This window comes from Novosphingobium sp. GW821-FHT09E05 (assembly GCF_059416165.1).
Genome location: NZ_JBWKOQ010000001.1, coordinates 1,767,835 through 1,791,153, shown reverse-complemented (window position 1 = coordinate 1,791,153; position 23,319 = coordinate 1,767,835). Strand labels below are relative to the sequence as shown.

Below are 23,319 nucleotides of genomic sequence, written 5' to 3'. Positions count from 1 at the left end.
AGACTGGTAAACCCGTCGTTCCCACGGAGGCAGGGCCTCGCCTTCGCGGGGGTAGCGGGCCTTTTTTTGGGCTCGGGCGGTGACGGCCGGACCCTCAGTCCGTGTCGATCATGCCCTTCTGTCCGGGCCCACCGCTCACCGCCAAGGTCTCGCCGGTAATGTAGCTGGCCGCATCGCTGGCGAGGAACGCGACGGCTTGCGCGATCTCTTCGGGCTTGCCGGGGCGGCGCAGGGCGAAGGCGGTGGTGGCGGCTCCCAAGGCGTCGAAGCCGGTCTTCGCCCAGCCCTTCTGCGCGAGGTCGGTGGCGATCATGCCCGGCGCCACGCAGTTGACCCGCACGCCCGCGCCGCCCCACTCGGTCGCCGCGACCCGGGTGAACATCTGCAGCCCCGCCTTCGCCGCCGAATAGGCCCCGCAGCCCGCCGTGCCGCTGATACCGGCCTGCGAGGAGATGTTCACCACCGCGCCGTTGCCGCTGGCCTTGAGGTGCGGGAAGGCGGCATGCGCACAGTAGAAGGCGGCGTTGAGGTTGAGCGCGATGTCCTTGTCCCACATCGCCGCCGGCATCTTCGAGAAGGCCGAGAAGCTCGACTTGCCGGCATTGTTGATCAGGATGTCGAGCCGGCCGAACCGCTCCACCACGCTGTCGATCAGCGCCTGCGCCGCATCGGCGTCGGTAACGTCAGCGGGGAGGTATTCCACGCGCCGCCCCGTCTCTGCACCGATCTGCGCAGCGGCGGCTTCCAGGGCGTCCACCCGGCGCGCGGCGATCACGATATCGGCGCCGCGCTGGGCCAGCAATGTGGCGATGGCCTTGCCGATTCCGGTACCGCCGCCGGTCACGAGGGCCACGCGGCCGGCGAGATCGTATCCTTCGAGCATTACCATCTCCTTCGGCGCTGCGCTCCGCGCACGCGCTCGTTGATCTGTGCCGCGCGCTGCTCGGGCGAGAACCAGGGCGTATCGGGCGGCAAGTGGTCGCGCAGCTTGTCCAGCGGCACTCGGGTGAGGGTGGGCGTCGGGCAACTGTCGCAGTCGTACCAGCGTCCGTAGATCGTGCCCTGCAGGAAGCCCGCCGGGTCTAGCCAGTTGGGCACGCCGGGATCGTCGAGCGCGATCACCGCGCGGAATTTGCCGTCGCTGTCGATATGCGCGAAGTGGCCGTTGGTGCTGCTGGTGCGGTATACGTATTCGACCGCGTTGTAGTACGGGTCGTTGAGCTGGAAGTTCCAGTAGGGGCGTGTGGCCGGCAGCTCCGTTTCCAGCACCAGCGCCTCGCCCGGGTCGAACTCGAACACCGCAGGCACGTAGATCTGGCGCGACAGGGCGCCGCCGATCGGGGCGGGCTGGAACACGTTGATACCGGCGCTCGAGCGGATCTGGTTCTGCATCCCGAAGAACAGCTGCTGCGCGCGGCCGGGCATCGCCGCCATGTGACGAATGCGATCGAGGATATCGTCCACCGACAGGCGCGGCTTGGGGCCGACCGCATCGAGGTTCTCGATCGAGAGCACCGGGTCCACCTCGCCCGCCCAGTCGTAGGCGCGCTTGCGCGCCATCAGCAGCGTGGCGCCGGGCTTGATCTGCAGCCAGTTGCCCGCGTAGCCTTCCGGGCGCTCGGCCGAGAGCAGGATCTCGAAGCTGCCGTCTGCCTCGATCGCCAGCTGCCGGTCGTCGAGGTCGGCGTAATGCTCACCGGTCATGTCGACCGGGCCGGGGTAGCCGGCGTTGTTCATCTGGGTGTTGAAGGTAATCATCTTCACCGTCCCGCGCGTGCCGCTGACGCGGTAGCGGCAGGCGGGGCTGACCGGGCTCTGGAGGTAGATGTCGTCGGGGTTGGGCTGCAGCGTGTAGACCGGGTTCCACAGCGGGGCCCAGTCCGGATGCTCGGCGCTGGCGTGGAAGAACGCGAAGTAGGCGTAGGAGAACTGCATCACGATCTGCCGGTAAACGTCGGCGCGATATTCGGGATCGTCGGGCCGCCAGGTCTTGGCAATCTGCGCCACGGCTTCTTCAAGATCGGCCAGATACTCCGAGAGCGGACCGGGCTGTGATGGCTGCATCGTCCGGGTGATCCTCTCCTGCGCGGGCCCTCGCCGGGACTCGCTATAACTAGAGAGTATATACTATCTAAAAGGCCTGCAATGGGCATTGGGAGCGGTACGAACATGAGCACGCATGATCTTCTCGACCTCAACGGACAGGTCGCCGTGGTCACCGGCGCCGGGCAGAACGCCGGGCGCGGCATCGCGCTGGAACTGGCACGCCACAATGCGGGCGGCATCGCGGTGAACGACTTCGTGCCCGAGCGTGCCGAGGCGGTGGCCGAGGAGATCCGCGCGATGGGCGTACCCGCGCTCGCGGTGCCGTTCGACGTGGGCGACCTCGACGCGATCAAGGCCGCGGACGCTGCGATCAAGGAAAAGCTCGGGCCTGCGACGATCCTCGTCAACAATGCCGGCATGGCGGGGCCGGGCGGTTCGCTACGCCCGACGCTCAATTTCTGGGAGGAGGACCCCTCCGCCTGGGATCGTTACCTGCGCACCAATCTCTACGGGGTATACAACGCCTGCTTCGCCTTCGTGCCCAACATGGTCGCGGCGAAGCGTGGGCGGATCGTCACCATCGTTTCGGACTCGGGCCGCGTCGGTGAGCCCAAGTTGGCGGTCTACGCCTCGGCCAAGGCGGGCGCGCAGGGCTTCGTGCGCTCGCTGGCCAAGGAACTGGGGCGCTACGGCGTGACCAGCAATGCGGTCTCGCTGTCCTCGCTGATGCCCGACATGCCCGAGGAGAAGCTGGCCGAAGTCATGGCCAGCGACCACGCCAAGACCCAGTTGGCGCGCTATACCATCCGCCGCTACGGCAAGTCTTCGGACGTGGCGGGGCTGGTGACGTTCCTGTGCTCGGGCGCGGCGGAGTGGATCACCGGGCAGACTTATCCGCTCAACGGCGGCTACGCGCCGTCCATGTAGGGAGCAGGCCATGGCCGCGAGACTGGACTTCCGCCGCATCGAGCCCTTCGGGGTCGAGGTTCTGGAAGATCTCTCACGCCCGCTGACCGCCGCGCAGGAAGACCATTTCCGCGACCTGTGGCGCGACCATGCGCTCGTCCTCGCGCGGGGGCAGGCGTTGACGATGGCGCGCCAGCGCGAGCTTTGCGCGCTGCTCGGGCCGATCCTGCTGCGCGAGGGCGAGGACGGCACGATGTCCAACGAGGCAGGCGGACCCAGCGCCTCGCCGCTCGCCTGGCATTCCGATGCGGCCTATACCGAGCATCCCTTCGATGCGCTCTCGCTCCATGCGCTGGACGTGGTGGACGATGCGTCCTCCACCCGCTTCGCCAGCGCCGAGGCCGGGCTGGTGGCCTTGCCCGTCGATCTGCGCGGGGCGCTGGAGGCGCGCGAGCAGGACATGATCTCGCCGCACTACACCGTGCTCGACGTCGCCGCCTGTGACAGCGACGGACCTGAGGCGCTGCGGCAAGGCGTGCGTCCGGCGGTGCTGCGCAACCCGCACAATGGGCGCGACGTGCTCTGGGTGAGCGAGTTGCAGACTGCGCGGTTGCAGGGCATGGACCGGGACGACAGCCGCCGCACGCTCCATGCGGTCTTCGCGGTGCTCTACGATCCCGCGCGGACGCTGGAGCATACGTGGCGCGGAGGAGACGTGATCTTCTGGGATAACATCGCCCTCCAGCACGCGCGGGGAAATATCGGCAGCGTGAGCCGGCGGGTCCTGCAGCGCGTAATCGTCGGCACGCAGGGCACCGCGCCCCACGTCAGGACCTGATCAGGCGACCACTTCGCGCGTCTCGCCGCCGAGCCACTGGCGCACGACGAGGTAGCGCCCGTGGAGCGCGCCGCGGTCCTGGATGCCGAAGCCGAGCAGGGTGCCTTCGTGGCCCTCGGCGGCGGGGAGCCACTTCACCTGCTCCAGCCCGACGCGAACGCCTTCGCGCGAGAGGTCGGTGGCGCGGGCGAGGCCCTCGGCGACGAGACGGCCGATGTCGTGGCCCTTGGCGACGGCGAGAGCCTGCTGCCTCGGTGCATCCAGCAGCGCCATCTGCGCCTGCAAGGTCGCGTTCGTGTCCGAATGCATGTCGATGTAGAACCAGCCCTCGCAGTCGCGCGCGAAGTCGCCATGATAGCCGCGCAGGCCAGCGGTGTTCATGATGTTCGGTCCGTCCCAGCCATCGCTCGACAGCTCGCGCGCCACCGCTGGCGCCGATACGCCGAGCCCGAGGTAGACGAACCCGTCCGGGCCGCTTTCGAGCAAGGCGTCGACCGTCTCGGCCGCATCGTCGGCGAGCGGGGAAAGGCCGTGCTTGGCGACGATTGCGATGCCCAGCACTTTGGCCTCATCCTCGAGGTACTTGAGGTGCCGCGTGCCGATCGGGGAGATGTCGTAGGCGACGGCGAGGCGCTTGCATCCCAGCGTCGCCATGTGCCGCGCCATGACCAGCGATTCGTCCTCGTGGCTGCCGACCTGGTGGTGGAACATGTAGCGCCCGCGCGCGCGCTCGGCGCCGGCCCAGTTGATCGTGGGAATGCGCAGCTGTTCGGCGAGCGGTGTGGCGATGAGTGCGTTGTCGCCGATCGCCGGGCCCACGATCAGCGCGACCCCTGCCTCGGCCAGCTGGCGATAGGCGCGCTCGACCGCTTCGGCGGTGCCCGAGGGGAGGCCGAGGCCATACGCATGGACGAACTCGACCGGGGCGGTGATCCGTCCCGCGTCGCGCAGCACGCCGATTTCCCGCTCGAGCCAACCGGTGACGTCGCCGGGGATGGGGCCGCCATCATCCGGTTCGGAGAAGTCGGCCATGTCGTTGAGAATGCCGACCTTCACCGTCTTTGACCCGCTTGCTGGCACGCAGTTCCTCCCCGGAGACGGCAGGCGCGCACGATTGCTGGCGCCTGTCCCGTCGGCCCTGACAATGAGCCAGAGGGGAAAAGGCTGCATCGTCCGGGGGAAAGGAGGCGGTGCCGACGTGCACCCTCCTCCCCCACGTCACTCTGTCATTGCGTAGGGGGCTGGTTGCCAAAAGACGGCGTCAGGCCCTCGGCCCCCGCGCGAACAGCGGCTGGGTGCAGACTTCGTAGCTGGGGTCGCGCTCGCGAAGGCCTAGCAACCCGCCGCCGTCGAACGGGCGGCGCAGCTTCAAGTCGTAGGTCACCACGCGCTTCGCAAAGCGCCAGCGGCCGTCTATGCAGCGGCGGTAGTTGTCGATGTATCGGACTGCCATGAAGTCCTCCTCGCGCCCGCCGTCGCGGCCGGGGATGAGGTGGTAGGCCAGCGCATAGACCTCGCCGTCGCCCTCGTCGCCCTCGACCGCGATGAGGTGGTTGCATACGTGATGGCCCGAATAGGGCATGTAGGGAAACGCGCCCTCAATAAAGCGGCAGTAGCCATCCGCAGGGCCGTCGAAGGTATCGCCGTGACTGTCGGTGGCGTCCTCGGTGTAGAGGTCGCGCAGCAGGGCGATGTCCTGCCGGTCGATCGCGCGCGAATAGAGCAGCACGAGTTCGCGGATCGCCTCCTTGTCGAGCAGCGACTGGAGTGCGGTTTCGTCGATGGCCATCTCGTTCTCTCCCGTTGTTATCCTGCCCCATTCCGTTCGTGTCTCGACTTCGCTCGACACGAACGGAGGAGGTATGTCGTTACAACAGCGCGCCCCCGTCGACGGGATATACCTGCCCGGTGATGAAGCTGGCGCGGCCCGACGCGAGGAAGGTAGCCATCGCGGCCATCTCCTCAGGCGCGGCGAAGGGCTTGCCCACGAAGGTGCGGCGCTGGCGCAAGGCGCGGTCTTCCTCGCTGACGCTGGCGGCGCCCTTGGAGAACAACCCGGTTTCAGGATTGAAGCGGCTCCCGGCGCTGAGGCTCGCCGGGTCGGTGGGGATCGTCGCGTAAGGCGCGATGGCGTTGACGCGGATGCCGTGCTGGCCGACTTCCTTGGCGAGCACCACGGTGAAGCTGTGCACCGCGCCCTTGGCGGCGGAGTAAACCGGCAACATGTAGTCGCCCACAATCGCCGCAGTCGACCCGACGTTGACGATGGCGCCGGCCTCGCGCGCGATCATGCCGGGCAGCACCGCGTGGGTCATGCGCAGCACGGTGCCGAAGTTCAGGTCGATGTCGGCCATCCACTTGGCGGGGTCGCTGTTCACGAACAGGCCCTGGTCGACATTGCCGCCCACGTTGTTGACCAGCACCGCGACCGGACCAAACTGCTCGGCCGCTCGGAGCACCTTGTCGGGCGAGGCAGGGTCCAGCAGGTCGGCTTCCACGAATGTCGCATCGGCGGCGCCGCGCTGCCGGCAATCTTCGACCAGCCTCGCGCCGGCCTTCGCATCGCGGCCCACGAGGATCAGGATGGCACCTTCGGTGGCAAGGTCGAGCGCGATGGCACGGCCGATGTTGGCGGTCGCTCCGGTGACGACGGCGACTTTGCCCTGCAACTGGAAATCCATGACTTCTCCCGCGGTATCCTGGCTGCAATTGAGCTAGGCCGGGCTGGGGGCCGGGGCAAACCGCAGGAGCGATCAGCGCAACGCTCGTTGGCCCCCGGTGCGACAGGCGAGTGGGGCGGAGGCGTGCCGTCGCGGCTGTTCGCAAGCGGCCCTGGCTGGCGCCGTCAGTCCTCGATGTTCGGACCGAGCGAGGGGTCGAGATCTCGCGGACGGACGAGATGGACGAGGCGGGCGCAGCCTTCGGCAAGTTCCGCCCAGTGCGCGATGTCGAGCCGCAGGACGGCGAACGCGGCGGTGGGGAACTTGTCCTCGACCACGTCGCGCAAGGGGTTGCTGCCGTCATCGGGGACGAGGTCGAAGATCAGGTCCTCAAGCCCCGGATTGTGGCCCACCAGCAGGATCGAGCCGGGCGCGCCATGTTCGTCCTGCTCGCGCAGCACTTCCAGCAGCGTTGCCGAATTGGCGAGATAGATGCGGCGGTCCCATGTGACCGGCGGGGTCTCGCCGGCGGCTTCCCCGGCCAGTTCGATGGTTTGCGTGACGCGCACTGCGGGCGAGGCCAGGATGCGCTTCCAGCCCACGTGGTTCTCAAGCCCGTAGTCCTTGATGTGCTTGCCCATGACGCCGGCGCCCACGCGGCCTCGCTTGTTGAGCGGACGGTCGAAATCACGCAGGCGCGCATCGTTCCAGTCCGATTTGGCGTGGCGGAAAATGCCCAGGGTCTTCATCAGGATTTGGCCAATCTCGTGGGAGCGGATCAGATAAGCGGACGCGAGTCTTCAGCCGACTCTCCGGGCGCGCCCGCCGTGGCTCCTGAAGCATGGCCGGCCACGCGCTGTAAAGCCTCTTCCAGCGAGACCCGCCGGATCGGCGTGCCCGCCGGGAAGGCGGAGAGCAGGCGTGAGGGGAAGGCGGGGGACAGGACGACGAAATGCCCGCGGTCCTCGCGGCTGCGGATGAGGCGGCCGAACGCCTGCGCCAGCCGGGCGCGGATGATCGTGTCGTCGTAGGCGCCGCCGCCGTTCGCCAGCCGCCGCGCGCGGTGCAGGATCGAGGGGCGCGGCCAGGGGACCTGCTCCATCACCACCAGCCGCAGCGAATGGCCGGGCACGTCCACCCCGTCGCGCAGGGCGTCGGTGCCGAGCAGCGAGGCGGCGGGATCGTCGCGGAAGATGTCGACCAGCGTGCCGGTGTCTATGGGGTCGACATGCTGGGCGTAGAGCGGCAATCCGCCGCGGGCGAGGCGGTCGGCGATGCGGCCGTGGACCGCGCGCAGGCGGCGGATGGCGGTGAACAGGCCGAGCGCGCCGCCGCCCGACGCCTCGATAAGGCGGCCATAAGCCGCTGCTAGCGACGGGATATCGCCCTTGGGCACATCGGTGACGATCAGGACTTCGGCCTGCGCGGCGTAGTCGAACGGGCTCTGGTGCGTGGAAAGTCGAGGGGCGACGTCGATCTGCGCGGCGCCCGAGCGGGCCACGGCCTTGGTCCAGTCGTCGCCGTCGCGCAGGGTCGCCGAGGTGAGCACGACGCCGTGCGCCGGTTCGAGCACGACTTTGGCGAAAGGCTTCATGGGGTCGAGCCAGCGGCGGTGGATGCCGATGTCGAACTCGCGCGAATCGGAGCGGTCGACCGCGAGCCAGTCCACGAACTCGGGGTCGGCCGCGCCGCCGAGGCGGTTCAGCAGCGATTCCCACGCCGCCAGCGTATCGACGCGCCAGGTGAGCGAATGGCGTGCGCCCTCGATGCGGGCACGGCCGGGGCCATCGAGCCAGTCGGGCGGCTCCTCCAGCAGCGCTTCCAGCCGCATGCCGAGGCGGATCAGGGGCTGGCGCAGGTCGGCGAGGGCCATGCGCGCGGCCTGCGAGATTTCGACGAAGGCGCCTTCGAGGCCGGCCGCCTCGGTTTCCAGCGCATAGCCGGCGTCCTGCCCGCCGCTCTCGTCGCGGGCGTAGACGGTGGCGCGCACGGCGGCGAGCAGTTCCTCGAGCGGGCCGGAGGCGGCGTTCTCGCCGATGCGCTGGAGCCAGCCGTCGCCGGGAAGGGCTTCGGCGGCGGCGCGCGCGTCGGTGATCGCCTTGCCGCCGGCCTCGTCGTAGCTGGCGATGTCGGCGAGGCGTGCGGCGAGGCCCCGGCGGCGTCCCTTGGCGGCTTTTTCCGGGCCGATCACCCAGCGGCGCAGCTCGATCGCCTCGGCTCCGGTGAGCGCGGCGGCGAACGTCGAATCGGCGGCGTCGAAGACGTGATGGCCCTCGTCGAAGACGATGCGGGTGGGACGGGAGGCCGGGTCTCGCCCCCGAGCGGCGTTGACCATGACGAGCGCATGGTTGCCGATCACGAGGTCGGCGCCGACGCTGGCGCGGGTGGCGCGCTCGATGAAGCATTTGCGGTAATGCGGGCAGCCCGCGTAGACGCACTCGCCCCGCCGGTCGGTCAGCGCCGCGATGCCGCGCTGGCGGAACAGGGTGCCGAGCCAGCCGGGCAGGTCGCCCCCGATCATGTCGCCGTCGCGGGTGTAGGCGGCCCAGCGCGCCACCAACTGCGCGAGGATCGCCGCGCGGCCGGAGAAGCCGCCCTGCAACGCGTCCTCGAGGTTGAGGAGGCATAGGTAGTTCTCACGGCCCTTGCGCACCACGACCGGGCGGGTGCCATCGGCACGTCGCTCGGGCCAGGCGCGGCGGCTTTCGTGGCGCAGCTGGCGTTGTAGTGCCTTGGTGTAGGTGGAGACCCAGACGGTGCCGCCGGACTGCTCGGTCCACAGCGAGGTGGGTGCGAGATAGCCCAAGGTCTTGCCGATGCCGGTGCCGGCCTGTGCGAGCAGGACGTGCGGCCGTCCCGAACGCTCGCGCGGGGCGAAGGCGTGGGCGGCCTCTGCGGCATAGGCGCGCTGGCCGGGGCGCTGTTCGGCGGTCGAGCCGGTGAGGTGGGCGAGGCGGGCCAGTACTTCGGTCTCGTCGAGCACGACCTGGCGGGGCTGCGCGGGCTCGGGGCTTTCCTCCCACTCGGGCAGCCTGGTGAACAGCCAGCGCTCGGCCTGATGCGGGCGGGCGATGCGCGGCGTGAGCAAGGTGGCCCAGGGCCAGCGCATGCGGATCAGCGACTGGAGCGAGGTCCAGGCGCCTTCGCGCTCGGGCCAGGTAGGGCTCTCGCACATCTCCAGCAGGGCGCCGGCGGCTTCCTGGAGGAGGCGGGGCACGTCGGGGTCGCCGGCAGGCTCCGCGAGGCCCAGCGCATGGGCAAGGCCCTTGGGCGTGGGCACCACAAAGCGTGCGGGATGCACGAAGGCGTAGAGTTCGAGCAGGTCGAGGCCAGAGAGGTCCGGGTAGCCCAGCCGGGTCGCCAGCAGCGGTGCGTTGAGGATCAGCTGCGGGGTGTCCGCCGCCGCCATCACCGCTTCACCCTTGGAGATCGTGCGCGGTCCGCCGCTTTCGCGCAGCCAGCAGCCGCCGTGGCTGGCGTGAAGCGCGGGAAGGAACAGGGCGGCCATGGCCTCCGTCTTAGGGACGAGCGCGGGGATTGAAAACGGCGGGGCGGGCGATGCGCACGCAATAATTACGTCCGGTTACACTTTTTGTTCTTGCGTTGGACTGTTCTAGATATATCTTAGAGCCATCATGCAAGACAGGAAAACCCAGATGAGAAATATGAACGACGAACGCGGCCATGGCCGTGGGTGCAGAGGCGGCCGATTTGGCCATGGCCGCGATCGCGAGGCCATGATGGCCGCGGCAATGCAGGGCGTAGAGGAAGTCCGCGCGATGTTCGGTCGCCGTGGCAGGCACGGAATGGAGCGTGAGCACTTCGGCTCGGGTCCATTCGGCGGCGGATTTGGCGGTGGCTTCGGCGGTCGCGGGTTCGGGGAAGACTTTCCCGGGGGTCCGCGCGGCGGCGGCGGTGGTCGCGGCCCCGGTGGCGGACGGCGCAAGCGCCTGTTCGATCAGTCCGAACTTCAGACCCTGCTGCTAGCGCTGATCGCCGAGGCTTCGCGCCATGGCTACGACCTGATCCGCGAAATCGAGGCGCTTTCGGGCGGCGACTATGCGCCGAGCCCGGGCGTGGTCTACCCGGCGCTAACTTACATGGAAGAATCGGGCCTGATCGCGCCGGTCGCCGAAGAGACGGCACGCAAGGCTTTCGGCGTCACCGACGAGGGCCGCGCCAAGGTCGAGGCGGATGCCGAGAAGATCGCCGAACTCAAGGAGCGCCTGACTGCCTTGGCCGCACGGCGCGACAAGGTCGATCCCGCTCCGGTCCGCCGCGCTTTCCATGCGCTCAAGACCTCGGTGTTCGACCGCCTGTCGCACGACGGGGCCGACCGCGACCTGATCCTCAAGGTGGCCGACATCATCGACGAGGCCACCCGCAAGATCGAAAGGATCGAGGCTTGAACACCATCGAAGCCACGGTGAAGACCGACAGCGGCGGCAAGTACGTGCGCCAGCTCTGCAAGCACTGGAGCCACAAGCTGGAGACGCAGGTGGAGGGGGATACCGGTACGGTGACCTTCCCCACCGCCGTCGCGACGATGGCGGCGGACGAGACCGGCATCGCCATCGCCATCACCGGCCAGGACCGCGCCGACGTCGAGCGGCTCACTGGCGTGATCGCCAGCCACATCGACCGTTTCGCGTTCCGCGAAGCACCGCTGGCGTATGAGTGGTCCTGGCGGGGCTGATTATCGCGTCGTCCCCGCGAAAGCGGGGACCGCCGGGCACCCTTGAGGCGAGACGTCGCCGGCAGCTGCCCGAGCTTCCCGCGAGGTGGGTGCGGCCTTGCCAGCGGCCCCCGGTCAAGCCGGGGACGACGACCGTACCCACTCCACACTTGCGAAAATCGCGCTTTTCGCCAATGAGCGCGCCATGACTGAAAATGCCCTGATCGAAGCCGCCCGCGTGTCCAAGGCCTGGCCCTTCCAGGAGGCCCAGAAGCTCCTGAAGCGCTTTCCGCAGGGCAAGCCAGGCGGCGAGCCGGTGCTGTTCGAGACCGGCTACGGCCCCTCGGGCTTGCCGCATATCGGCACGTTCCAGGAAGTCCTGCGCACCACGCTGGTGCGCCGCGCCTACGAGGCGCTGACGGGCGGCGCGCCGACGCGGCTGGTCGCGTTCTCGGACGACATGGACGGGCTGCGCAAGGTGCCAGACAATATTCCGAACGCCGAGCTTCTCACCGCCAATCTCGGCAAGCCGCTGAGCCGCATTCCCGATCCGTTCGGTACGCACGAGAGCTTCGCGCACCATAACAACGCGATGCTGCGCGAATTCCTCGACCGGTTCGGTTTCGATTACGAATTCGTCTCGGCGAGCGACCGTTATAACTCCGGCGGCTTTGACGCCGCGCTGACGCGGGTGCTGGAGTGCAACCAGGCGATCCTCGACGTCATGCTGCCGACCCTGCGCGAGGAGCGCCGCAGGACCTATTCGCCGGTACTGCCGGTGTCGCCCACCACCGGCGCGGTGCTGCAGGTGCCGGTCGAGGTGCTCGAGCCGGCCACCGGCATGATCCGTTTTACCGACGAGGATGGCACGGTCGTCGAGCAGTCGGCATTCGGCGGCCGGTCGAAGCTGCAGTGGAAGGTCGACTGGGCGATGCGCTGGTATGCGCTCGGCGTCGACTACGAGATGTGCGGCAAGGACCTGACCGACTCGGTCACCCAGTCGGGCAAGATCGTCCAGGTCCTCGGTGGCAGGCGCCCCGAGGGACTGATCTACGAACTGTTCCTCGACGAGAACGGCGAGAAGATTTCCAAGTCCAAGGGCAACGGCCTGACCATCGAGCAGTGGCTGACCTACGGCACCGAGGAATCGCTCGGCTTCTACCTGTTCCGCGAACCCAAGAGCGCGAAGCAGCTGCACGTCGGCGTCATCCCCAAGGCGGTCGATGAATACTGGCAGTTCCGCGGCAACCTTGAAGGGCAGGCGCTCGACAAGCAGCTGGGCAACCCGGTGTGGCACCTGCTGCGCACCAACGGCGAGCGGGAGGGCGCGGGCGATACCGTGCCAGTGACGTTCTCGCTGCTGCTCAACCTCGTGGGCGTGCTCGGCGCGGACGCGACGGCGGAGCAGGTGTGGTCGTACCTCGGCAACTACGTGGCCGACGCCACGTCCGAGGCGCACCCGGCGCTGGCCGACATGGTCCGCGCCGCGCTCGCCACCAACCGCGACTTCATCGCCCCGACCCTCCAGCGCCGCGCGCCGTCCGCCGCCGAGGCCAAGGCGCTGAAGGCGCTGGACGCGCAGCTCGAGGCTGCCGGACCGGACGTCTCGGCCGAGGAACTGCAGAACATGGTCTACGAGATCGGCAAGGACGAGGCCTACGGCTTCGAGACCCTGCGCGACTGGTTCAAGGCGCTGTACGAGACGCTGCTGGGCAGCCCGCAGGGCCCGCGCATGGGCAGCTTCATCGCGCTTTACGGCGTGCCCGAGACGCGCAAGCTGATCGCAGAAGCGCTGGCATCCGCCTGATGAACGGCGTTCCCCGCACGGCCGGCGAACTCTGCGAGGAACTCCTCGGCCGCAAGCTGGGGGACGTCGATGCCGAGGAGCGCCGCGTGCTCGAACGCATTGCCTCGGGCACGGTCATGGGCCTCGACGCGCAGGAGGAAGCCTCGCTCCACGCGACCTTCCCCGACCGGCTGGCCGACAGGGTCGCTGCGGTCGGCGGTTCGTGGGCTTTCATCATCGCGTTCGGCGCGGTGCTGTTCGGCTGGATGCTCATCAACAGCGAGGTGCTTGAGGCCTTCGGGCTGCATCCCTTCGATGCCTATCCGTACATCTTCCTGAACCTGATGCTGTCGACGCTGGCGGCGATCCAGGCGCCCGTCATCATGATGAGCCAGAACCGCCAGTCCGACAAGGACCGCATCGCCGCACGCCACGACTACGAGGTCAACCTGCGCACCCAACTGGAGATCCTGCGCCTGCACAAGCGCATGGACCACCTGTTCGAATACCTCGTCCGCCGCGACGACGCTGCGCGGGGCGGGGAAGCCTGACGGGCTACTGCCAGGCGCGCGTTCGGAACCACTGGGTGACGACGTACTTGACCCCGCGAACCACAGGCCGGGCGGCATGCATCGTCCAGGGGTTGGGGGTGCCGTCCGGCAAGGCATTGTTCCACAGCAGCAGGGCGCCCGCGCGAGGCGGAATGCTGAGTGCGACGCGGGTGAAGTCGGTTATCCCGCCTTCGTCCACGGCGTTCAGGTACAGCATTGCGGTCCAGCTGCGCTGCCCGCCGCAGCGCCTTTCGTGCGGCCAGTAGCTCGACGCCGTGTCGAACCAGTCGCAGTGCTCGCGGAAGAACTCCCCGCGCCGATAGCGCTGCCCCTGCGGGGTTTCGCCCAGACCCGAGGCCATGCCGGTGACCATGGCGATGCGGGCCTCGAGGTCCTGCACGCAGACGTCCATGGCGTCGATGTCGCCGGAGTAGCTGGTGCGGTAATCCGGCCAATCCCCCCCGTCGATGAGGCTTGAGGGGCACGCGACCGCATCGATCAGTTCCATCAGGCGCCCGCAGTCCGGGAGCGGCAGGAAATCGTCGATCACGTAGACTTCCGCCCGATCCTCGGGAAAACGCCTTGCCGACGGATCCCCGGCAAGGCGTTCCCGTACGGCGGCGCCGATGCTCGCGAGGGCCTTGCGATCGGGATGGGCGGGAGTTGTCATCTATGTGACAGAGTACCTGTCCGCGCGAACAGATCAATTGGCGGGCGGGCGGGAGGTCAAGGAAACCGGTGGTAAAGAAAAAACCCCCAGGTTCCACGAACCCGGGGGTTTTCCGTTTTCCTGTTTACCAGAAGAAGTCGTAGATCACGTCCACTACTTCGCCGCTGTATGTATCGACCAGCAGGACGTCGTCGTAGTAGCGAACCCAGCGGTAGGGGCCATAGACGGCGGGCAGGCGGTACTGCCACGGGTCGTTGATCCAGTAGCGATTGCCGTAGAACATCGAATTCAGCGAGAAGCCGAGGCCCAGGCGGCGGTACGAATAGTTCTGGTAGGGCGCGTAATAACGACCGATCCGGTAAGTCGAGCGGTTGCGGTCGCGGTAGCCTTGCCAGTCGTAACGGTTGTCACGCCGCCAGCCGCTCCGATCCCAGTTGCGGCTCTGATTGCCGTTGCCGCGCCAGCTCTCGTTGCCGTTGCCCCGGCCGTTGCCGCGCCAGCTTTCGTTGTTGTTGCGACCGTTGTTACCCTGCCAACCGCCGTTGCCGCGGTCGTTGCCTTGCCAACCTTGCCCACGGTCGCGGTCACGATCGTTGTTGCGGTCGTTGCCGCGGTTGTCATTCCGGTCATTGGGACGATAGTTGCCACCTTGCGCGGGGTTGGTGCGGCTGACCGGTTCGCCGTTGCGCGTACCTCCAGCCCAGCCCGGCAGGTTGCGCCGGGTTTCGTTGGCGCCGCCCTGCTGCGCAACGGGGCGTGCCTGTTGCGGACGTGCCTGCGCAGGCGCCTGCTGCGGCCGGGCGTTTCCACCCTGCCAGTTGCCACGCGGAGCATCGTTGGCGCGGGGCGCTTCCCTCTGTGGCCGCGCCTGGGGGGGCTGTTGACGCTGCTGCTGGGGAGCGCCGCGTTCGGGGCGCTCGGCACGGCCACGGTCGTCGTTGGGCGCGGCCATGCCTGGTGTCGAGATGCTGGTGGCCGCCATTGCAAGCGTTCCAACGGTGAGCAGCACACCCGATTTCATGTTTTTCATTGCAGCCATTGTTCCGGTCTCCAAACCGAATTCACCGGACGGCGATCGCGGCTCTCTTCGTAAACCCTTGTTAAACGATACGCGCTGTCGCGCAGGTGAACCGCAGAGAGGCTGTTCGTTCAGGTTTATTTATACGAAAATGAACAAGCCGCCGTCCCGGTTCCGGAACGACGGCTTGTTGAATCGGCCAGCCGTGACGGCTCAGGTCAGCGCGTGAGCTTCTTGTAAGCCAGCGCGGTCGGACGGTCGGCAGCGTCGCCGAGGCGGCGGCGCTTGTCTTCCTCGTATGCGGCGAAGTTGCCTTCGAACCATTCGACGTGGCTGTTGCCCTCGAAGGCGAGGATGTGGGTGGCTAGACGATCGAGGAAGAAGCGGTCGTGGCTGATGACCACGGCGCAGCCTGCGAAGTTCTCGATCGCCTCTTCCAGCGCGCCCAGCGTTTCCACGTCGAGATCGTTGGTCGGTTCGTCGAGCAGCAGGACGTTGCCGCCGAGCTTGAGCATCTTGGCCATGTGGACGCGGTTGCGTTCACCGCCCGAGAGCTTGCCGACGTTCTTCTGCTGGTCCGCGCCCTTGAAGTTGAAGGCGCCGACGTAGGCCCGGGTCGACATCTCGTGCTTGTTGACGGTCATGTAGTCATGACCTTCCGAGATTTCCTGCCAGACGTTGTTCTTGGGATCGAGGTGGTCGCGGCTCTGGTCGACGAAGCCCAGGTGCACGGTCGAGCCCATTTCGATCGAGCCGGTGTCCGGGGTTTCCTTGCCGGTGATCAGCTTGAACAGCGTCGACTTGCCCGCGCCGTTGGGCCCGATGACGCCGACGATGCCGCCCGGCGGCAGGATGAACGAGAGGTTCTCGAACAGCAGCTTGTCGCCGTAAGCCTTGGACACGTCCTTGACCTCGATGACCTTGCCGCCGAGGCGCTCGGGCACCTGGATGACGATCTGGGCCTTGCCGGGCTTGCGGCCGGACTGGGCTTCCTGGAGCTGCTCGAACTTGCGGATACGCGCCTTGGACTTGGTCTGGCGCGCGGCCGGGGTCTGGCGGATCCACTCGAGTTCTTCCTTGAGCGCCTTGGCGCGGCCGGATTCCTCGCGGTCCTCCTGGTCGAGGCGCTTGGCCTTCTTCTCAAGATAGGTCGAGTAGTTGCCCTCGTAGGGGAAGTACTTCCCGCGATCGAGTTCGAGAATCCAGTCCACCACGTTGTCGAGGAAGTAGCGATCGTGGGTGATCATCAGCACCGCGCCCGCGTATTCCTTGAGGTGGTGCTCCAGCCACTCGACGGATTCGGCGTCGAGATGGTTGGTCGGTTCGTCGAGCAGCAGGATCGAGGGCTTCTGGATCAGCAGGCGGGTCAGCGCGACGCGGCGCTTTTCACCGCCCGAGAGGCTGGCCACCGGCCAGTCGCCGGGAGGGCAGCGTAGCGCTTCCATGGCGATCTCGAGCTGGTTGTCGAGCGTCCAGCCATCGACGGCGTCGATCTTGCCCTGCAGGTCGCCCATTTCCTCCATGAGCGCGTCGAAATCGACGTCTTCCGGCGGGTCGCCCATGATGTTCGAGATTTCGTTGAAGCGGTCGACGAGGTCGGCGGTCTCGCGCGCGCCGTCCTTGACGTTCTCCAGCACCGACTTGGTCGGGTCGAGTTCCGGCTCCTGCTCGAGATAGCCGACGGTGATGTTCTCGCCGGCCCAGGCTTCGCCGGTGTAGTCGGTGTCGATGCCGGCCATGATCTTGATAAGCGTGGATTTACCCGCGCCGTTGGGGCCGACGATGCCGATCTTGGCACCCTGGTAGAATTGGAGCGAGATGTCGCTGAGCACCGGCTTGGGAGCGCCGGTGAAAGTCTTGGTCATGCCCTTCATGACATAGGCGTACTGGGCGGCCATGGGCGTCCTTCGGATTTAAGATGCGATACGGTAATTTCCTGGACCGGCCCTTACAGGCCCGGCGTTGCGCCCGCAAGATGGGCGCGGCTGGCGGGGTATCAAGTCAGGCGGGGCGGCGCAGGGCGCGGACGAGGTCTTGCGCGAGGCGGGGCAGGAAGGCGAGCCCGGCCATGACCGTGGGCACCGTTAGGATCGCCCAGTAGAAGTTCACCGGGCGCGCGAAAGCTGCCGATAGCACCGCAATAGCGACCAGATAGGGCGCGGTCAGCCGCGCAATCGGCAGGGGCGCTCCGAGGAAGCCCAACAGCGCGAGCAGCGCCGCCAGGTACGATACCGGCGGGGGCAGGAGGTTGATGAGCGTCACCTCGGCGATGTCCCGCAGGGGCGCGGCGAGACCGCGCATGCCGCCCCAACCCTGCGACAGAGCATCGCTCGGCAGCGACAGCGGGGCGACGGCGGCGCGATGCAGGAACAGCGCCAGCGCATAGGCGGCGAGCAGGGCCGCCCAGCATCCCGCTTCGCGCCGCCGCCCGTCTCGCAGAGCCCAGAACCCGGCGACCAGCACGAAAGGCAGCGCCAGTTCGCGGATCGCCAGCGCGCAGGCGGCTGCCGCGAGCGCCGGAACCCACAACCCGCGCGCCAGCAGCGCGGCCGCCAGCGCGACGAGCACGCCTGCCCAGAGTTCGTGCGTCACGACAAGATCGGCGCTTCCGGCCATCGCGCCTCCGACCAGGATGAGCAGCGCTGCGCCCATGCGTTCGGGGGGGCTCGCCAGCGCTCGCAGCACCGCGAACCAGGCGAGGACGGTACCTCCCAGCAAGGCGGCGAGGAGCCAATGCGTCGCCCTCCAGCCGAGCCCCGCCTCGATCCAGGCGAGCGTCGGCAGGCGGACGGTGACGAAGGGACGGGTGGGGAACCCGTGCGCGCGGTGGAGGCGGGTGGCGGCGTGGTAATAGCCTTCGCCCCCCGCGACGGCTCCGGCGATGTCCTTGTAGAGCCGGACGTCCGAGTAGGTCCCGTCGCCCGTGATCGCGGGGCCGCTTTCCTCCGGCCGGATCGTCAGCGAAAGCGCCGCCAGCAGCACGATGGCGACAAGCACGGCGAGCGCCTGCAGGCGGGTGAGGGAGGCGAGCATGGGCGGCGTTGTGTTCGCTCGCGAGACCGGCCGCAAGCGTCATCGGACATGGTTTTCCACATGGTCCGGAACGGTGCCTGACCGCACCTTGGCACGGCGTTGCCGGTCGGTTAGCACTTGCACCATGAACACCGCCATCACGCTGCGCATCGCGCTTGCCGCCGCCGCCCTGTCCGCCGCCGCCCCGGTGCTCGCCACGCCGACAAACAGCTCGGGCACGGCATGGGACATCGTCGAGGGCCTGACCACGGAAATCGGCCCGCGGCCCGCTGGCTCGTCGGCGGAAGACCGCGCGCGCGACTGGGGCGCGCAGAAGCTCAGGGCGCTCGGTTTCCAGAACGTGCGGGTCGAGGAGTTCAAGACCCTCGGTTGGCAGCGCGGCCCCGAAAGCGCGAGCCTGACGGCGCCGTTCGCCCAGCCGCTGGCGATCACGGCGCTCGGCTATTCGGTGCCCACGCCCAAGGGCGGCCTCAGGGCGGAACTGGTCTACTTCCCCACGCTCGCCGCGCTGGAAGCCGCACCCGACGGTTCGCTCAAGGGCAAGGTTGCCTTCATCGACCATGCCATGCGCGCGGCGCAGGACGGCTCGGGCTACGGCCCTTACGGCAATGTGCGGCGCGAGGGGCCGACGATCGCCTCGCGCAAGGGCGCGGCGGGCGTGGTCATCCGCTCGGCCGGAACCGACAGCCACCGCAACCCGCACACGGGCGTCACGATCTTCGCCAAGGACGTGAAGCCGATCCCGGCGGGCGCGGTCTCGAACCCCGACGCCGACCTGATCGCGCGCACCGCCGCGCGCGGCAAGCCGATGGCCATCGACCTCACTCTCATGGGCAAGCCGTTCCCCGACGCGACTTCGGGCAACGTGATCGCCGACCTGCCGGGCCGCGATCCCTCGCTGCCGATCATCGTGCTCGCCTGTCATCTCGATTCGTGGGACCTCGGCACCGGCGCGGTCGATGATGCCTCGGGCTGCGCGATCATCAGCGCGGCGGCGCTGGCGGCACAGCAGGGCGGCCAGCCGCTGCGCACCATCCGCGTGCTGTGGTCGGGCAACGAGGAAACCGGCATCGCCGGCGGCGGCGGCGACGATTACGCCCGCCGCCACGGCAGCGAAGCGCACGCCCTCGCCATGGAAAGCGACTTCGGCGCCGACCGGGTGTGGCAGGTCCTGTTCAGCCACGCTCCCGAAGACAAGGCGCTGGCGGACAAGGTCAATGCGGCGCTCTGGCCGATGGGCATCGTCCCCCACAAGGGCGCGGCCGATGGCGGCGCCGACGTGGAGGCGATCATCGCCGCGCAGAAGCTGGCGGTGATCGACCTCGGCCAGGACGGCACGCATTACTTCGACCTGCACCACACCCCCGACGACACGCTCGACAAGGTCGATCCGGCGGCGCTCCAGCAGAACGTCGATGCCTGGGCGGCGGTGCTCAAGGTCGTCGCCAACGAGGCGGGACCGATCGGCAAGGTCGAGCGCGAGGCGAAGTAAGGGGTTCGAGGGGGCGTTAAGCGCTTCGACCCAAAGCCGGAGCTCGGAATCGAATCCGAACCAAAAACGTCGTCTCCGCGAAAGCGGGGACCCCCCTTGTTCTTTCTGGCGCGGAGCAAGGAAGCGGGACCCCGCCTACGCGGGGGCGAGGGAAATGGCATTCAGGCGGTTCGGATTCGTCCGTAGCCCTGTCACCGGCCGCCTTGCCGAAAGATCGGCGCGGCTCGGCCAGCGGCCGCCGGTCAGGCCGGGGAGGGCGAGTACGAAACCGTCACCCCGCCGCCGCGATCCGCTCCGCCACGGCGACCATGCGCCGCGCCTGTTCGAGGTGCAGCAGCTCGGTCATCCTGCCGTCGACGCGGATGGCGCCCTTGCCCTGGTTCTCGGGCAGGGCGAACGCTGCGATCACCCCGTGCGCCCAGGCGAGGTCCGCTTCGCCCGGCGAGAACACCGCGTTGCACGGCTCGATCTGCGCCGGGTGGATCAGGCTCTTGCCGTCGAAGCCGAACAGCAGACCCTGCCGCGCTTCGGCCTCGAAGGCGCCGAGGTCGCGGAATTCGTTGCAGACGCCGTCGAGGATCGCGACGCCGTGCGCCCGCGCGGCGGCCACCGCCATCGACAGGAACGGCAGGAACGGCGTGCGCTCCGGGGTGAGCTGGGCGCGCATTTCCTTGGCGAGGTCGTTGGTGCCCATGATCCACAGCGACAGGCGGGTCGATTTGGCCATGGCGGCGATCGGCTCCAGCGCGAACACGCTCGCGCAGGTCTCGATCATCGCCCAGAGCTGGAGCGAGGCGGGCGCCTCGGCCAGAGCCGCCTGGTAGCGGGCGATGTCCGCCGGGCCGTCCACCTTCGGGACCAGCACCGCGTCCGCCTTCGATCCGGCGATGGCGGCAAGGTCGGCGGCGCCCCATTCGGTGTCGATGCCGTTGGCGCGGATGGCGACTTCGCGGTGGCCGAAGCCGCCTTCCGCCACCGCGGAGATGGCGGCCGCGCGGGCCTCTTCCTTGGCCTCCGGCGCAACCGCGTCCTCGAGGTCGAGGATCACCACGTCGCAGGGCAGGGTGCGGGCCTTGGCGATGGCCTTGGCGTTCGAGGCCGGAAGATAGAGCGCGCTGCGGCGGGGGCGGTCGATGGAGCTGGGGAGTGTCATGGCGGTTCCCGTGGTCGAGGATGTTCCAAGCCCTTGGGGCGGGCGAGGGCGCACGGTCAAGCGCGGGCGACATGGTTGACGAGGGATTGCCGGGGCGGCGCGGAACTCCGCTAAGCAGAAAGTATAGGTTACAATCGTTTGCTCACGCCCTATACCTGACCTGTCGCACATGACCGCCAGCGCATCGCGGTCACGGCGTGGAGAGCCATCCCTCCTCCGCTCCATGCCCCGGCGACAGCCCTTATGGGTCGCACTTGTCGCCCCGTGCCTGCCTTTTTCCGCAACGAGCAGGCGCGGGGCGACATATTGCTTCGATGGTCAGACCGTATCGAGGATGCGCTCGCTTTCCAGCCACAGCCGGGCGGCCGCCGCGTCGTCGAGCCCTTGCGGACCGGGCTCCGCCTCGGCCATGTCGTGGAAGTAGCGGCCGCCGTCCTGCCCGGCTTCGGGCGCGGTCGCCAGCCAGACGATCGTGCGGGCGGGCTGCTGCGGCGGGATGAGGTCCTGCGTCGCCATATACGCCTGGAGCGAGGCTTCGCCGTGGCTGGAGAAATTGGAGCCGACCTTGCCCGGATGCATCGCCTGCGCGACGATGCCCTTGCCCCGGGCGCGGCGGTTCAACTCGCGCGTGAACAGCAGGTTGGCGAGCTTCGCCTGGCAATAGGCCGGGCCGGCGCTGAAGTCCTCCAGCATCATCAGGTCGTCCCAGCGCATCGCCGCGCATTGCATGTGCCCGAGCGACGAGACGGCGATGACCCTGACGGTTCCGGCCGCACTGTCCAGCGCGGCGCGTTCGAGCAGCGGCAGGAGTTCGCGGGTGAGCAGGAACGGCGCAAGGTGATTGGCCGCGAACGTCCACTCCAGCCCCTCGGACGACATGTAGAGCCCGTCGCGCACGCCGCCGGCGTTGTTGACGAGGACGTGGACGCGGTCCGTCAGCGTGTCGATTTCGGCGGCGACGCGGCGCACGTCGGCCATTTCGGCGAAGTCCCCGCGCAGGAAGTCCACGCGCCCTCCCGGCGCGGCGACGGCGCGCAGTTCGGTCTCGGCAGCGGCGCAGCGCGCGGGATCGCGGCCGGTGCCGATAACGTGCCAGCCCATCCGGGCGAAGGCCTCGGCGCTGGCCCTGCCGATGCCGGAACTGGCGCCGGTGACGACGACGCAGCGTTGGCTGGAGACGGGTTTGGTCATTTGGGGATATCTCGCTATATCAGAGGGAAGGGACGGTCATCTCAGGCATTGTATCAACAATCTGCGGCCTGCCGCCGCGTCCGGTCATGAAGAAGCAGAGTGCGCCCACGATCGTCAGGGCGGCAGCGATGACGAGGAACAGGTCGAAGCGCTCGGTCGCGCCCAGCGTCATGCTCAGCAGCACCGATCCGACCGCTCCGGCAAGCCCCATCGCGGCGATCAGGAAGCTGTAGATCAGGCTGAAGTTGGCAATGTCGAACGTGCGCGAGGTGAGATAGGCGCCGATATCGCCCTCCGCGCCCTGCGCCAGCCCGACCAGCAGCACCGCGCCCGCCAGCAGCCAGGGATGCTCGGCCGGGGAGGCGAGGATGAGGAACCCGATCGCGGGCAGTCCCAATGCTGCCAGCGCCACCGTCTGGGCCGAAACCTTGTCGAGCGCGAGGCCGCTGAGGAACCGGCCGACGACCACGCCCACCGCGTAGAGCGAGACGAGCCAGGTCGCCAGCTTGCCCGGCGCGCCGCTCTCGATGAGCACCAGCTTGAACTGCGAGGAGACGATGACGGTCGGCACGTTGCAGAAGAACATGCCCGCCACGATCAGGATGAAGGCGGGGTGGCGCAGCAGCGCACCGAACTGGGCGCGGGTGAGGCGCTGGGCGGTGCGCTCGGGCGCCGCGGCGGTGCCTCGCGGTCGCCGGCCCACCAGCGTCACCGCCACGATGCCGCCGATCGCCGAGATCAGCGCGAGCAGGCGGTAGCCCGCGCGCCACCCCTGCGCGTCGATCACTTCGCCCACCAGGGGCACGACGATGGCGCCCACCAGCGGCGCGCCGCTCATCAGCACGGAAAGCGCCATGCCGCGCGCGAGGTCGAAGCGCTGGACGATGACGCGGCTGAATACCAGCGTCGTGGTCAAGACGCCGAACAGGTGCTGGAACACGGTGATGGCGAAGAACTCGTAGATGTTGCCGCGCATCAGGCTGAAGGCGAGGAAGCTTAGCGGCACCGCCACGAAGCCGATCGCGGCCGACAGGCGCGCGCCGTGGCGGTCGGCGAAGCGGCCCCAGAACGGCACCACGAACATGCTCGCCAGCCCCAGTGTGCCGACCAGCGCGAACTGCGCCTTGTCCCACCCGAACTCGGCGATAAGCTCCGGCGCGAAGAGGTTGGTCATATAATGGTTCATCGCCGAGCCGAGCGCGAGCCCCAGCATCGCGCCGAGGAGCGTCGTCCCGTTCACCCGGAATTCGCGGAAATAGGTCACTTCGGCTCTCTCCCATCCTGCGCCCGTTTGCCGTGC

General features: G+C 68.3%; 21 protein-coding genes. 7 read left to right on the top strand and 14 right to left on the bottom strand.

Annotated features, from left to right (window positions below; translation table 11 throughout):
- Positions 1 to 94 precede the first annotated feature (94 nt).
- Positions 95 to 883: an SDR family NAD(P)-dependent oxidoreductase gene (locus tag AC07M9_RS08430; RefSeq protein WP_494882930.1), complete on the bottom strand. Its 789-nt coding sequence runs from the start codon at positions 881 to 883 to the stop codon at positions 95 to 97.
- The gene (locus AC07M9_RS08425; protein ID WP_494882929.1) at positions 883 to 2,064 is read right to left on the bottom strand and encodes a DUF1214 domain-containing protein; all 1,182 of its coding nucleotides are present in this window, start codon (positions 2,062 to 2,064) and stop codon (positions 883 to 885) included. The genes AC07M9_RS08430 and AC07M9_RS08425 overlap by 1 nt, the downstream gene beginning before the upstream one ends.
- A 105-nt stretch (positions 2,065 to 2,169) precedes the next feature.
- On the opposite strand from AC07M9_RS08425, the gene AC07M9_RS08420 reads away from it, so the two are divergent.
- Entirely contained in the window at positions 2,170 to 2,973 is an 804-nt protein-coding gene (locus tag AC07M9_RS08420) for an SDR family NAD(P)-dependent oxidoreductase (RefSeq protein WP_494882927.1), read from the top strand.
- A gap of 10 nt (positions 2,974 to 2,983) precedes the next feature.
- Entirely contained in the window at positions 2,984 to 3,790 is an 807-nt protein-coding gene (locus tag AC07M9_RS08415) for a TauD/TfdA dioxygenase family protein (RefSeq protein WP_494882925.1), read from the top strand.
- Here AC07M9_RS08415 and AC07M9_RS08410 read toward each other — a convergent pair whose 3' ends face one another.
- From AC07M9_RS08410 to AC07M9_RS08390, 5 genes are all read right to left on the bottom strand, one after another.
- The gene (locus AC07M9_RS08410; RefSeq protein WP_494882923.1) at positions 3,791 to 4,870 is read right to left on the bottom strand and encodes an ABC transporter substrate-binding protein; all 1,080 of its coding nucleotides are present in this window, start codon (positions 4,868 to 4,870) and stop codon (positions 3,791 to 3,793) included.
- A gap of 181 nt (positions 4,871 to 5,051) precedes the next feature.
- Entirely contained in the window at positions 5,052 to 5,579 is a 528-nt protein-coding gene (locus AC07M9_RS08405; protein WP_494882921.1) for a nuclear transport factor 2 family protein, read from the bottom strand.
- Positions 5,580 to 5,658: 79 nt separating this feature from the next.
- On the bottom strand, positions 5,659 to 6,471 hold the full coding sequence (locus AC07M9_RS08400; RefSeq protein ID WP_494882920.1) for an SDR family NAD(P)-dependent oxidoreductase: 813 nt from the start codon (positions 6,469 to 6,471) through the stop codon (positions 5,659 to 5,661).
- A 164-nt stretch (positions 6,472 to 6,635) separates the two neighbouring features.
- The gene (locus AC07M9_RS08395; RefSeq protein ID WP_494882918.1) at positions 6,636 to 7,199 is read right to left on the bottom strand and encodes a SixA phosphatase family protein; all 564 of its coding nucleotides are present in this window, start codon (positions 7,197 to 7,199) and stop codon (positions 6,636 to 6,638) included.
- A 29-nt stretch (positions 7,200 to 7,228) separates the two neighbouring features.
- Entirely contained in the window at positions 7,229 to 9,958 is a 2,730-nt protein-coding gene (locus AC07M9_RS08390) for an ATP-dependent DNA helicase (protein WP_494882916.1), read from the bottom strand.
- Positions 9,959 to 10,106: 148 nt separating this feature from the next.
- On the opposite strand from AC07M9_RS08390, the gene AC07M9_RS08385 reads away from it, so the two are divergent.
- The 4 genes from AC07M9_RS08385 to AC07M9_RS08370 all read left to right on the top strand — a co-directional run bounded on the left by AC07M9_RS08385 (position 10,107) and on the right by AC07M9_RS08370 (position 13,462).
- Complete coding sequence (locus AC07M9_RS08385) at positions 10,107 to 10,859, top strand: PadR family transcriptional regulator (protein ID WP_494882914.1); 753 nt, start codon at positions 10,107 to 10,109, stop codon at positions 10,857 to 10,859.
- A complete protein-coding gene (locus tag AC07M9_RS08380) occupies positions 10,856 to 11,146 on the top strand; it encodes a DUF2218 domain-containing protein (protein ID WP_494882913.1) in 291 nt (96 codons plus the stop codon). Before AC07M9_RS08385 ends, AC07M9_RS08380 begins: the two co-directional genes overlap by 4 nt.
- A 184-nt stretch (positions 11,147 to 11,330) precedes the next feature.
- On the top strand, positions 11,331 to 12,932 hold the full coding sequence (locus AC07M9_RS08375; RefSeq protein ID WP_494882911.1) for a lysine--tRNA ligase: 1,602 nt from the start codon (positions 11,331 to 11,333) through the stop codon (positions 12,930 to 12,932).
- Positions 12,932 to 13,462 (top strand): DUF1003 domain-containing protein, encoded by a 531-nt coding sequence (locus AC07M9_RS08370; protein ID WP_494882910.1) that lies wholly within the window; start codon positions 12,932 to 12,934, stop codon positions 13,460 to 13,462. Before AC07M9_RS08375 ends, AC07M9_RS08370 begins: the two co-directional genes overlap by 1 nt.
- 4 nt (positions 13,463 to 13,466) lie before the next feature.
- Here AC07M9_RS08370 and AC07M9_RS08365 read toward each other — a convergent pair whose 3' ends face one another.
- The 4 genes from AC07M9_RS08365 to AC07M9_RS08350 form a co-directional block, all read right to left on the bottom strand.
- Positions 13,467 to 14,132 (bottom strand): prolyl hydroxylase family protein, encoded by a 666-nt coding sequence (locus AC07M9_RS08365; RefSeq protein WP_494882908.1) that lies wholly within the window; start codon positions 14,130 to 14,132, stop codon positions 13,467 to 13,469.
- A gap of 124 nt (positions 14,133 to 14,256) precedes the next feature.
- On the bottom strand, positions 14,257 to 15,171 hold the full coding sequence (locus AC07M9_RS08360; RefSeq protein WP_494882907.1) for an RcnB family protein: 915 nt from the start codon (positions 15,169 to 15,171) through the stop codon (positions 14,257 to 14,259).
- Positions 15,172 to 15,368: 197 nt separating this feature from the next.
- Positions 15,369 to 17,048, bottom strand: coding sequence for an energy-dependent translational throttle protein EttA (gene ettA, locus AC07M9_RS08355; RefSeq protein WP_494882905.1), 1,680 nt, complete (start codon positions 17,046 to 17,048; stop codon positions 15,369 to 15,371).
- A gap of 103 nt (positions 17,049 to 17,151) precedes the next feature.
- Positions 17,152 to 18,183 carry a hypothetical protein gene (locus AC07M9_RS08350; protein WP_494882903.1) on the bottom strand — a complete coding sequence of 344 codons (1,032 nt, stop codon included), beginning with the start codon at positions 18,181 to 18,183 and terminating at the stop codon, positions 17,152 to 17,154.
- Between the two features lie 124 nt (positions 18,184 to 18,307).
- Here AC07M9_RS08350 and AC07M9_RS08345 point away from each other — a divergent pair, with 124 nt between their 5' ends.
- Positions 18,308 to 19,675 carry a M28 family peptidase gene (locus AC07M9_RS08345; RefSeq protein ID WP_494882901.1) on the top strand — a complete coding sequence of 456 codons (1,368 nt, stop codon included), beginning with the start codon at positions 18,308 to 18,310 and terminating at the stop codon, positions 19,673 to 19,675.
- A 271-nt stretch (positions 19,676 to 19,946) separates the two neighbouring features.
- On the opposite strand, the gene AC07M9_RS08340 is transcribed toward AC07M9_RS08345, so the two are convergent.
- The 3 genes from AC07M9_RS08340 to AC07M9_RS08330 all read right to left on the bottom strand — a co-directional run bounded on the left by AC07M9_RS08340 (position 19,947) and on the right by AC07M9_RS08330 (position 23,283).
- Positions 19,947 to 20,828, bottom strand: a complete 882-nt coding sequence (locus AC07M9_RS08340; RefSeq protein ID WP_494882899.1) for an HpcH/HpaI aldolase/citrate lyase family protein — start codon at positions 20,826 to 20,828, stop codon at positions 19,947 to 19,949.
- 318 nt (positions 20,829 to 21,146) lie between these two features.
- Positions 21,147 to 22,019 (bottom strand): SDR family NAD(P)-dependent oxidoreductase, encoded by an 873-nt coding sequence (locus tag AC07M9_RS08335; protein ID WP_494882897.1) that lies wholly within the window; start codon positions 22,017 to 22,019, stop codon positions 21,147 to 21,149.
- 19 nt (positions 22,020 to 22,038) lie between these two features.
- Entirely contained in the window at positions 22,039 to 23,283 is a 1,245-nt protein-coding gene (locus AC07M9_RS08330) for an MFS transporter (RefSeq protein WP_494882895.1), read from the bottom strand.
- Between the last annotated feature and the right edge of the window lie 36 nt (positions 23,284 to 23,319).